This is a genomic window from Candidatus Thiodiazotropha sp. AKAK3 (assembly GCF_058244645.1).
This window is the reverse complement of the sequence record NZ_JBSYOQ010000061.1, coordinates 1-8,659: the sequence shown is the minus strand read 5'-3', so window position 1 is coordinate 8,659 and position 8,659 is coordinate 1. Positions and strand designations below refer to the sequence as shown.

Here is an 8,659-nt window from a genome sequence, read left to right as displayed (position 1 = left end):
GGCAGGGCCCCACCCTACGCAACTAACCAGGGCTGCTTATTTGCTTAATCGGTTATCAACTTTTGAGCCATTGCAATATTGCAGCTCCCTGTGCCTTTTGGTGGGGCAGGGCCCCACCCTACGCAACTAACCAGGGCTGCTTATTTGCTTAATCGGTTATCAACTTTTGAGCCATTGCAATATTGCAGCTCCCTGTGCTTTTTGGTGGGGCAGGGCCCCACCCTACGCAATATTCAAAACTTGTTGAGTGTCTTCTTATTGAGGCAGGGTAAGACCACTGGCTGTATGTGCATAAACGAAGAGACTGAGCTTTGCTATAGTTCAAGAACTGATACTAACCGAAAATAAATTCGGAATGAGGAGGATTACATGTTTGTCAGCGACTATATGAGCGCATCCCCGATCACAGTGCGCAGTGAAGATAACTATGATCTGGCTTTTGAAATCATGGAAGAGAAAAATATGCACCACCTACCTGTGGTAAACCAGGAGAATCATGTGGTAGGAATCGTCACGCGGCGGGATTTGCAGCTGGCGGCACGATATTTTAGAGAAGCACCCGCTGAGATCTCTGAAGTCATGCATACACCAGTACTCACCACCTCGGGCAGCGCTTCGCTCTCTTCCGCAGTGAAACAGATGACTGACCACAGAATCGGTTGTCTACCTGTAGTTGGTAACGACAGCAATGTCGAGGGAATGCTCACAGAGAGCGACCTTTTTCGTGCACTATCAGACTTGCTAGATAGCTGAAAACCTTAAGCCCAGAGAGATCCAGACTGCGTTTCAGTACAGTCTTATCAGCTCGCCATTACTCCAGAAACAGGCGCAAACACCCCCACCCTTGATGACAAAAGGGTTGGGGAGAGCATACGTGTCGAACATTTGATGAAATTGAAGTGCAGATAACAAATGACGCTAAAGTTCTCAGGTCTTGCCTGCAATCCCAAACTCTGAACTGGCTTATTGAGCTGCCAGATTAAGGAACCTCTGTTTAATTCTGGACGAAACAGATTGTGCCCTAAAATGTTCTGGTTCAAGGCATGGATCGCTCGTAATAGCAGGCTATTGCGAAGATTCATAACTCAGAAACTGGACATTTCAGGGGCAAGATGCGAGTTCACGAATTGATCAGAGGTTCCTTAAGTGATGACCTGGTGAAGAAGAGCTACGCCTATTTTCTTTTTCTCAGTATCAAAACCGTCAAAGCCAGCGCGCCAAACAGAGCATAGTAGGTAGCCTCATTCCTATCCACACCTAAAAACAGGGCGCCATACCCTCCAATAGCTGCTCCCATACCACCAAACGCCAACCCTCGCATTACACGACAAAGAGTGCAGTTTTTGGCATTTGGTTGAGTGGTCATTTTTTAATCAGGCTCTTGATGCAATCAAGGTAGCCCAATTCATCAGGCATTCGGTTGGCTGATTGAGCTTCCCAAAGAATACGCCCCAAGCACTCCATCAGTTGGTGTTCCGCTTCATGGGCCTCCCCCTTGTGTTGACAGAGTTGCTGGTAGAGCCTGCTGATTCCTGCGGGTCGATCAGTAGAGACCTGTTCGATCAAAGTGAGATGCATCGCCATATGTAAAAAAGGGTTGGTCTGTCCACCCTCAGGATGAAAATCCCGCTCCAGACTCTGCTCCCTGTTATTCAACAAACCATGGTACTCCGGATGCTGTTTGATCACCTGGGATACAATCTCTTCCAGAGGTTCCATGGGTTGTTCTGCAAGATGCTTTCGCCAAGCCTCAAAAAAGACCTGACGCAACTGATTCCGATCATTACTAATCATCAGGATTTATAACTCAAGGCTGTGTCGCTTTCTGCGATAATTTTTTCAATGCGCCTGTCACTTTTTTCTTCACCTTTTCCCGGTCGTCGATAGCGAAGCGATCAAATAGATATTCCGGGCTGTTATAGCCAAGCCAGACCTTATCTTCAGCATCTTGCCACACCAGAGCTTTCAGCGGCAGGTCAATGCCGGCACGTTGATCACTGGTCATCAATGCGGTACCCACTTTCGGGCTACCAAAAATAATCAATAACGTCGGACGTAGAGATTGTCCAACCTTCTTCGCCCCAGCAGCATGGTCGATACGACTGAAGATCTTCAGACCTGCTTCCTCTGCAGCAGCAACAAAACGGTCAGCGGTCTCCTCGACGTTAAATTGGCTGGCCTTTGTCACCATACCGCTATCTGCCTGGGCGACACCGATGGTCAGTAACAGACCAGCTATAAGCGTGAATATAGTTTTCATCCTATGCTCCTTTATTGGGGCCTGTGAACACTAATCGAATTGGCCCTGAGTTGTTCAGCGGGTTCTCAGTCGAACTATAGAGACTATTCCGTCTTATCTTTGTACTCACACAGATCTTCGATGACACAGCTTCCACAACGTGGTTTGCGTGCCACACAAGTATAACGTCCGTGCAGAATCAGCCAATGGTGAGCATCCTGTAAAAAAACTTCAGGAGTAGAGCGCATCAGCTTTTTTTCCACTTCCAACGGTGTCTTGCCCGGTGCGATCCGGGTACGGTTTGAAACCCTGAAGATATGGGTATCAACTGCCATTGTCAGGTGACCGAAAGCCGTGTTCAACACAACATTTGCTGTTTTCCTGCCCACACCGGGCAGAGACTCCAGCGCCTTACGATCCTCAGGCACCTCACCACCATGGGATTCGATCAGGATGCGACAAGTCTCAACAATATTCTTAGCCTTATTATTGAAAAGACCAATGGTTTTTATATACCCCTTCAATCCTTCAATACCCAGATCACGAATCAGTTCAGGGGTATTCGCCACTGGAAAGAGCAGGTCGGTAGCCTTATTCACTCCCTTATCTGTCGATTGCGCTGAAAGAATTACCGCCACTAATAGTTCGAAAGGGGTTTTGTAATTCAGTTCAGTTGTGGGGTTGGGATTGGCCGCTTGAAGACGCTGAAAGATGGCCTGGCGTTTTTCTCTATTCATGAAACATATTGGACAGCTGATTTAACTTCGCCATTCTAGATCATAAAGGGGCAGTGAAGCGAACCCAAAGGTAGACAGCTTGGACTATTAAACCGCTATTTCAGCATTGCCTTTGCATCGACTGACTTGGTTTAGACTGAGCTTGGATTTTCCTAGTGACAAACTATCCCACACAAAAAATACCAAAAAACGATTCAACACAGAGTGACATAAACAATATTTATACGGGGATAGCGATTTAAGGTGGAGTTTCATATACTGGTAACCCGACGAAAACAGTGATGGACATTTACCATGACCAGAAAACATGATGGCGCCGCTCGGACAAACAATCAGAAACTCCTAGCTTGGATTGATGAAATCGCACAACTATGTACTCCGGATCGGATTTACTGGTGTGATGGTTCACAGGAAGAGTACGACCGTCTATGTGACGAGATGGTGAAAAGCGGCACATTTATCCGCCTTAACCAGGAGAAACGGCCCAACAGTTATCTGGCACGCTCCCATCCGAGCGATGTAGCTCGCGTTGAAGAGCGTACCTACATCTGTTCTAAAAACGAAGAAGACGCTGGTCCAACCAACAACTGGATGGATCCCAAGCAGATGAAATCTGTCCTCAAGGGGTTATTCAAAGGCTGCATGCAAGGAAGGACTATGTATGTCATTCCCTTTAGCATGGGACCGCTTGGCTCCCATATCGCTCACATTGGTGTTGAAATCTCAGACTCTGCCTACGTCGCAGTGAATCAGCGCCTGATGACCCGTATGGGGCAGGATGTACTCAATGTGCTGGGTGATGAGGGTGAATTCGTCCCTTGCGTACACTCAGTTGGTGCGCCCTTACAACCTGGGGAAGAGGACGTTCCCTGGCCCTGTGCAGGCAGCATTGAGGATAAATACATTACCCATTTTCCTGACACCAGAGAGATCTGGTCCTACGGCAGTGGTTATGGTGGTAATGCCCTACTGGGTAAAAAGTGCTTTGCGCTGCGTATCGCCTCGGTGATGGGGCGGGATGAAGGCTGGCTGGCGGAGCACATGCTGATCATGGGCGTTGAAACTCCAGAGAAGAAGAAGTTTTATGTGGCAGCGGCCTTTCCCAGTGCCTGTGGAAAAACCAATTTTGCAATGCTCAAATCGCCACAAGGTTTAGAGGACTGGAAGGTCACCACTATCGGAGATGATATTGCATGGATAAAACCCAATCCCAAGGATGGAAAGTTCTATGCCATCAATCCCGAGTATGGGCTATTCGGCGTTGCCCCAGGCACCAATGATACATCCAACCCCAATGCCATCGCCGCTCTGACCAAGGACAGCATCTTCACCAACTGCGCCCTGACTGATGACGGTGATATTTGGTGGGAGGGGCTGACGGAAGATCCCCCCGAACATTTGATCGACTGGCGCGGAGATGACTGGGTGATTGGTTGCGGACATCCGGCGGCCCATCCCAATGCCCGCTTTACCGCCCCCGCTGCCGCCTGCCCCTCAATTGATCCGGAATGGGAGAATCCTGCCGGTGTACCGATCACCGCATTCCTGTTTGGCGGACGTGTCAGTAACAACTTTCCGTTAGTGTTTCAAAGCTACAACTGGGAGCATGGCGTCTACATGGCAGCGACCATGGGCTCGGAGGCAACTGCAGCCTCAATCGGTCAGGCTGCCATGCGACGTGATCCGATGGCCATGTTGCCATTCTGTGGTTACAACATGGCGGAGTATTTTAAGCACTGGCTGCGTATTGGACGTAAAAATGTTGCGACACCACCGGCGATATTCCGGGTGAACTGGTTTCGCAAAGATCGGCATGGTCGTTTCATCTGGCCAGGCTTCAGCGAGAACATGCGGGTATTGAAGTGGGTGATAGACCGATGCAACGGTAATGGTCATGCGATCGAGAGCCCTTTAGGCTGGGTCCCCTCTCATGATGCCCTTAACTGGAATGGACTCGATTTCGATAAAGCAGACTTTTATGAAATCATGAATATCGACCGGGAGAGAGCCCGCCACGAAGCCATTGATCAGGAAGAGTTGTTTTCCCGTTTTGGTGACCACCTCCCACGAGAGATGGAGCTTGAACGGGAGCTGCAACTGGCGAGGCTATACCACTCCCCAAAATATTGGGATCTCTCTGCGACTGATGATTGAGCAATTCGCGAATAGGTTGTAAAAACCCAACACTTCATTAACACGCTTTTCCCAAACCCCGCGCTGACTTTCTACTCTGCCCTTCTGGGCAGAGTAGAGTAGTCTGTAGAGTATGCAGCAGCTTTCAAACGCAACATTCAGTGTACGGCGACTCAATCCGTTCAATGGCCTATTGCAGGTCTACCAACAAGATTCGGCCCGCGCACTCAGTGCAAATGGTGTGGTGTGGGAAATCCAGGTCCTCAGTGAGACGCCCCAGGGTTTATGGGCCAATACCCCCCTGGGAGAAGGACAATATTTCACCTTTGGTTTATGGTCGGAAGTTAATGGTCTGGAGCAAGTTCCGGTCAATCCCCTATTCGATATAAGAAGCATGATCGAAGCCAGTGACACGCTGATCTCTGGACTGCAGCCGGTACTGCCTCAGCTCCCTTTCCCTATGGCCGACCACTATGAGCTTTGGCTGCTGGATGAAGAAAACGGCGAGCCCGTTGCACTACTACAGAGTTGCCGCGCAGAGAGCGAGATTCAATTGCACAATATGGAGCAAAAATGGATCGCTGCAGCAAAAGGTGACTTCAGTTTCATCTCACCCCACCTTCGACAACGTGGAGTGCCCAGCCATGATGGTTACAATCCCAGGGTACACGCCTCGATTGTAGAGGCCGAAGTCAGAGGACGAGCCGGTTTTCTGCCGCAGACAGCGTGGTTCTATAACGATCCTGATACTGGCATGATGCACCACACTGGGAATTCCACAACAACTGTAGGATTTCCGGAATTGCCCCTCACAGAATCGGGTTATGATGCTGAGAACGCCCCCTTGATCGCAGACTATATCACCTGGAAGGCCCCTCAACTGCTGATGCTGCCTAACCTGAGCAGAGAGACAAGGGAGAGATTAGAACGATTGGCGGTAGATCAGGCAGAGCAGATCGACAGATTATGGACGCTCTATCCGGAAATACACAATAAAGACCTGTTGAAACGAGCACGGGTAGAGGCAAGAATCCGCAAAGCGAATCGGAATTGAAAAAATGAGATACCTTAACCAATCGGATCAACTGTCAATGAAGGAGGGTGGCCTTGGAATAGTGCTGGTCAACCTCGGCACCCCTGACGCTCCGACCACCGGCGCAGTGCGTAGATACCTGGCTGAATTTCTCAGTGACCCAAGAATTGTGGCTATTCCCAGGTTTCTCTGGATGATTATCCTGCACGGCATTGTTTTACGAGTCAGACCAAAACGCTCCGCCAAGGCCTATGCCTCGATCTGGACAGAGGAAGGCTCACCACTGCTTGCGATATCCAAGAAGCAGCGATCTGCCCTGGAAGAAGAGATTGCGCCTCTATTTGAAGGCCAGGTCACAGTTGCTCTGGCGATGCGTTACGGTAACCCCTCGATCCCCAGTGTCTTGCAATCGCTGCGCGAGAAAAATATTCAGCGCCTGCTGATCCTGCCCCTCTATCCCCAATATTCAGCGACCACCACCGCCTCGATATTTGATGCAATAACCTCTGAGCTGCAACGCTGGCGGTGGATACCTGAGATCCGCTTTATCCAACACTACCAGCAGGAAGCGGATTACATCGCCGCACTCAGCAATCAGATCGAAGCCTTCCGAAAAGAGCACGGTACCGCAGAGAAACTGCTCTTCTCATTTCATGGCATTCCCAAGGACTACTATCAGGCAGGCGACCCCTACCCTGATGAGTGTCATGCCACAGCCAAAGCTGTTATTGAAAGGTTAGGGCTAAAGGATGAGCAATGGCAGATCGCCTTTCAATCCCGATTTGGTGCGCAAGAGTGGGTTAAACCCTATACCGATGCGACACTCAAACAGTGGGGCGCCGAGGGGGTCAAAAGTGTTCAGGTAGTCTGCCCTGCCTTCTCAACAGACTGCCTCGAAACCCTGGAAGAGATCGCAGTGGAAAACAGAGACTACTTTCTGCAAGCGGGGGGTGGCGACTACACCTATATCCCAGCCCTGAATGACGACCCTGAACATATCGGGATGCTGGCAAAACTGATCCATAAGCATGCCCAGGGCTGGCCGGAAGCCAGACCCTCTGCTGGAGAAAAAAACCAATGAGTACAACACCCCACCCTGTAGAGCTCAAAGTCCACCAACAGAGCCGTTTTCTTGATATCTCTTTCAGCGACGGCGCCCACTTTGCCCTCCCCTGTGAATACCTGAGGGTCTACTCACCCTCAGCAGAGACTCGTGGCCATAGTCCAGCAACCGCCAAACTGGAAAAAGGCAAAGAGATGGTCTCTATTACCCAGATGGAGCCGGTGGGTCAGTATGCAGTCAAAATTCACTTTGATGACGGCCACAACTCCGGGCTCTATGATTGGCAATACCTCTATAACCTGGGCAAACATCAGGATGAGCTATGGCAGGCCTATCTGGAAAAACTTGAGGCGGTGGGTTATCAACGCCAAGAGCCAGAACTGATACCCAGGGATGGTGGTGCATAGGTCAGTATGCCGTGACATCAGCTAACCCCCCGTTCGAACTCGATCCACGGCTTGCTACAGACTGCTATCTATTAGCGGAATTGGAATTGAGCCAGCTGTTGCTGATGAACAATGCACTGCTGCCCTGGTTCATACTGGTTCCCCGCGTCTCCTGTCATGAACTGCATCAACTCTCCTCCGAACAGCAATTGATACTACTTCAGGAGACCAATCTGCTTTCACACTTTGTGGAGACAAACTATGAGACAGATAAGCTCAACATCGCTGCGATCGGTAATATCGTACGACAGTTGCATATCCATATAATCGGCCGCACAACCAATGACCCCTGGTGGCCCGGTGTGGTTTGGGGCACCAGCCAACGTCAGGCATATGATCAGTCACAGCTGGATGAGGTTATACAAAAGTTAGAAGAACAACTCCCGGATACGCTCTGCTTCCTGCATCCAGTTGCCAAGAGATAACCACACCAACCACATTGGCGTCACTTAAACAAGATTAATAGCTGAGCATTATTCAATGCCGGCATGGTGCGGCAGGGCCACACCCTACATCACACCTCTATTAACCTGGGACCGAACGGTCGTAGGGTGGGGCCATGCCAGTACATGTTTGAATTAAACGTAGGGTGGGGCCATGCCCCACCAAAAGCTTGCCGAAAACGCCATAACCACATGCAACCTTCACAGTTTCATGACTATCTCAGCAAGGTAGCCTGGATGGAGCGAAGCGGAATCCGGGATGGTTGGTGCGCTGTTCCCCCCGGATTCCGTTGCACTTCATCCAGGCTACGGTCTAGGCAGCGCCTGCCAGCTCTCAGCAAGCAGTGGCTGAAGCGCATCAGCCGCATCCTGAGGAGTAACATTACCAACCCCTGCAGGTACTTCAAAACTTGCCATCGCCCTCACTAGTTGACTACTTGGTGGGGCATGGCCCCCCCCAACCCGGAATGGCGTAGGGTGGGGCCAAGCCCCACCAAAAGCTTGCCGAAAACGCCATAACCACATGCAACCATCACAGCTTCAAGACTATCTAAGCAAGGTAGCC

10 protein-coding genes are annotated in these 8,659 nt (G+C 50.2%); 6 read left to right on the top strand and 4 right to left on the bottom strand.

The genetic code is table 11. The annotated features are described in order from the left end of the window. The first annotated feature begins 369 nt into the window (after positions 1-369). On the top strand, positions 370-753 hold the full coding sequence (locus tag AC4IE7_RS15570; protein ID WP_490777777.1) for a CBS domain-containing protein: 384 nt from the start codon (positions 370-372) through the stop codon (positions 751-753). Positions 754-1,174: 421 nt separating this feature from the next. Here the strand turns inward: AC4IE7_RS15570 and AC4IE7_RS15565 are convergent, their stop codons facing one another. From AC4IE7_RS15565 to nth, 4 genes are all read right to left on the bottom strand, one after another. Beyond that, complete coding sequence (locus AC4IE7_RS15565; protein WP_490777776.1) at positions 1,175-1,366, bottom strand: hypothetical protein; 192 nt, start codon at positions 1,364-1,366, stop codon at positions 1,175-1,177. Then, a complete protein-coding gene (locus AC4IE7_RS15560; RefSeq protein WP_490777775.1) occupies positions 1,363-1,794 on the bottom strand; it encodes a DUF1841 family protein in 432 nt (143 codons plus the stop codon). Before AC4IE7_RS15560 ends, AC4IE7_RS15565 begins: the two co-directional genes overlap by 4 nt. A gap of 13 nt (positions 1,795-1,807) precedes the next feature. After that, the gene (locus AC4IE7_RS15555; protein ID WP_490777774.1) at positions 1,808-2,260 is read right to left on the bottom strand and encodes a DUF302 domain-containing protein; all 453 of its coding nucleotides are present in this window, start codon (positions 2,258-2,260) and stop codon (positions 1,808-1,810) included. 83 nt (positions 2,261-2,343) lie between these two features. Beyond that, positions 2,344-2,976, bottom strand: coding sequence for an endonuclease III (gene nth / locus AC4IE7_RS15550; protein ID WP_490777773.1), 633 nt, complete (start codon positions 2,974-2,976; stop codon positions 2,344-2,346). Between the two features lie 294 nt (positions 2,977-3,270). On the opposite strand from nth, the gene AC4IE7_RS15545 reads away from it, so the two are divergent. From AC4IE7_RS15545 to AC4IE7_RS15525, 5 genes are all read left to right on the top strand, one after another. Beyond that, positions 3,271-5,130 (top strand): phosphoenolpyruvate carboxykinase (GTP), encoded by a 1,860-nt coding sequence (locus AC4IE7_RS15545; protein WP_490777772.1) that lies wholly within the window; start codon positions 3,271-3,273, stop codon positions 5,128-5,130. A 112-nt stretch (positions 5,131-5,242) separates the two neighbouring features. After that, entirely contained in the window at positions 5,243-6,163 is a 921-nt protein-coding gene (locus AC4IE7_RS15540; RefSeq protein ID WP_490777771.1) for a hypothetical protein, read from the top strand. A gap of 4 nt (positions 6,164-6,167) precedes the next feature. Beyond that, on the top strand, positions 6,168-7,223 hold the full coding sequence (hemH, locus tag AC4IE7_RS15535) for a ferrochelatase (protein WP_490777770.1): 1,056 nt from the start codon (positions 6,168-6,170) through the stop codon (positions 7,221-7,223). Next, on the top strand, positions 7,220-7,612 hold the full coding sequence (locus AC4IE7_RS15530; RefSeq protein WP_490777769.1) for a gamma-butyrobetaine hydroxylase family protein: 393 nt from the start codon (positions 7,220-7,222) through the stop codon (positions 7,610-7,612). The genes hemH and AC4IE7_RS15530 overlap by 4 nt, the downstream gene beginning before the upstream one ends. An 11-nt stretch (positions 7,613-7,623) precedes the next feature. After that, entirely contained in the window at positions 7,624-8,076 is a 453-nt protein-coding gene (locus tag AC4IE7_RS15525) for an HIT domain-containing protein (RefSeq protein ID WP_490777768.1), read from the top strand. Positions 8,077-8,659 lie beyond the last annotated feature (583 nt).